A 2,198-nucleotide genomic window follows, 5' to 3' on the forward strand; every position below is an offset into this window, starting at 1 on the left:
TTAGCGACTAATCAGATCGCACAAACTGGACTGAGTTCCCTTCCTCCGGTGATCTACTATTCGGAACAGCTATTTAGTGCCACCAAAACACCTTCAACGAATGGTCCAATGGAAACCACGGGTAGATAACTGGATCACATGCACCACGACCAGTGGTGCAACCTAGAAAAAGAAAAAATGGCTACTGAGCCTATCTTGCCTGGGGGCGAGAACCGACAGATCTATGAACAATCCTCGCTACGCGAGAATGATGGCCATAGCTATTCACTTTTCAGGTGAGAGGGAAGCGCTTTATCTATATATATAAAAACAATCCCTCTCAGCTACGCAACTCCGTTACCCTGCTGGACCTCAGAGTTTCTCTCGCTCCTGGGCGGTTGGCTGCTCACGTTCGGCCATGAAGTCGGTGCTCATACAGGGCTCATCAAACCACCTATCCCAGGACTCACCTACAGGTGTGATTATGCGAATACGACCAACCACGACGATCTCAACATGCGTGACCTCATCTGGCAGGGCCACTGCCTCGGGCAGGTAAACCCCCTGGCCACGACCACACTTAAAAACTGTTGATTCCATCACGCGTCCTACCTATGAAGCCAGATACCATGTGAACCGAACATAGCTAATGGGTGCGGTATGTCAACTGACACCGGATGCACACGTTATGCAATACGGCTATACTGTATATAAAAACAGTAACCAGTGAGCCACCATGTTCGCCATCCCACATCCAACCCCGGACGCTCTAGAGCTGCCGCTTTTTCTGTCCCCTGTGATTTGCGGCTTTCCTAGCCCAGCACAGGACTATATTGAGCAAACCATAGATCTGAACCAGATCTGTATTGAGCATCCCGCTGCCACCTTCTATGTCAGGGCCAGTGGCCACAGCATGGTGGAAAAGGGCATCAATGACGGGGATCTTTTGATCGTAGATAGGGCGCTCAAGGCCCGCCACGGCGCTATCGTTCTAGCCTGCCTTGATGGAGAATTCACTGTCAAACAGCTGCAAGAACGCCCGTTCCCTGCCCTGCTACCCGCCAATCCAGATTTCCAGCCCATCCATCTATTGGACGGGCAAGAACTAGAGATTTTTGGCGTCGTAACCTATGTACTCCACAAGACCAAACTGGGGTAAACCATGCCCAACGCCATTGCCCTCGTCGATGTGAACAACTTCTATGCGTCCTGCGAGCGCCTGTTTAGGCCAGACCTCAAGGGGCGCCCGATCGTGGTGCTATCGAACAACGACGGCTGCGTTGTGGCTCGCTCGGCAGAAGCCAAGGCGCTTGGCATCAAGATGGGTGTTCCCTACTTCCAGATCCGTCAGTTCTTCGAGGCCGTAGGCGGTGTTTGGTTCTCGAGCAACTACGCCCTCTATGGTGATATGTCACAGCGCGTAATGACCACGCTGGAAGGCATGGTGCCGACTGTCGAGGTGTACAGTGTTGATGAGGCGTTTATTGAACTGAACGAATCATGGGCGGGAGACCTAACAGCATATGGTCGTCAGATCCGTGAACGAATACAGCAATGGACTGGACTCACAGTCGGCGTCGGGATCGGGCCAACCAAAACACTCGCCAAGCTGGCAAACTACGCCGCGAAGAAGTGGCCTGCGACTGGTGGAGTGGTTGATTTGCGTGATGAGGCACGTCGAGCGCGTTTGATGGCTATCACTCCGGTCGGGGAAATATGGGGAATAGGTAGAAAACTGACCAGCAGGCTCGAAGCGCACGGGATCAATAGTGTGGCGGACCTAGTCGCTGTCGATGGTAAAAACCTACGGCATCGTTATGGGGTCGTTGTTGAGCGAACCGTGCTAGAGCTACGCGGCTACCCATGCGCCAGCCTGGAGCAGGACACACAAGCCAAACAGCAGATCATCTGCTCCCGATCATTCGGTGAACGGATCACACACATGAATTCCATGCATCAAGCACTCGCAGGATATATGGAACGTGCAGCTGAAAAACTCCGGGCAGAAGGAATGTGCTGTCGCCATGTCACCCTATTCATTCGTACCAGTCCCTTCAATGACAAAGAGCCCTACTACGGCAACCAGGTGAGCACCAAGTTGGCTGTACCTACTAACGATACTAGGGAGCTGCTGGGAGTGATTAGATTGGCCCCTTGAAGATCCAGACACTTCGCCCCTCTTAACTTAAGAGGTAGTCTTGGAGCTATGTTCAGTACTA

At 52.5% G+C, this 2,198-nt stretch carries 2 protein-coding genes and 1 pseudogene; 2 read left to right on the top strand and 1 reads right to left on the bottom strand.

All coding sequences use genetic code 11. The annotated features are described in order from the left end of the window. Nucleotides 1–351: 351 nt before the first annotated feature. A complete protein-coding gene (gene vapB / locus PG881_RS23740) occupies nt 352–579 on the bottom strand; it encodes a type II toxin-antitoxin system VapB family antitoxin (protein ID WP_223933938.1) in 228 nt (75 codons plus the stop codon). A gap of 136 nt (nt 580–715) precedes the next feature. Between vapB and umuD the strand changes: the two genes are divergently transcribed. Continuing rightward, entirely contained in the window at nt 716–1,138 is a 423-nt protein-coding gene (gene umuD, locus PG881_RS23745; protein WP_059112981.1) for a translesion error-prone DNA polymerase V autoproteolytic subunit, read from the top strand. 3 nt (nt 1,139–1,141) lie between these two features. Next, a pseudogene (locus PG881_RS23750) lies at nt 1,142–2,113 on the top strand (Y-family DNA polymerase); the annotation flags it as partial. Between the last annotated feature and the right edge of the window lie 85 nt (nt 2,114–2,198).

Origin of the sequence: Aeromonas sp. QDB54 (genome assembly GCF_027707385.1) — a bacterium.
Taxonomy (GTDB): domain Bacteria; phylum Pseudomonadota; class Gammaproteobacteria; order Enterobacterales; family Aeromonadaceae; genus Aeromonas; species Aeromonas hydrophila.

Bases quoted from the DNA above. Each gene is read 5' to 3' on its own strand.
- vapB (WP_223933938.1), bottom strand. From the start codon at position 579: ATGGAATCAACAGTTTTTAAGTGTGGTCGTGGCCAGGGGGTTTACCTG.
- umuD (WP_059112981.1), top strand. From the start codon at position 716: ATGTTCGCCATCCCACATCCAACCCCGGACGCTCTAGAGCTGCCGCTT.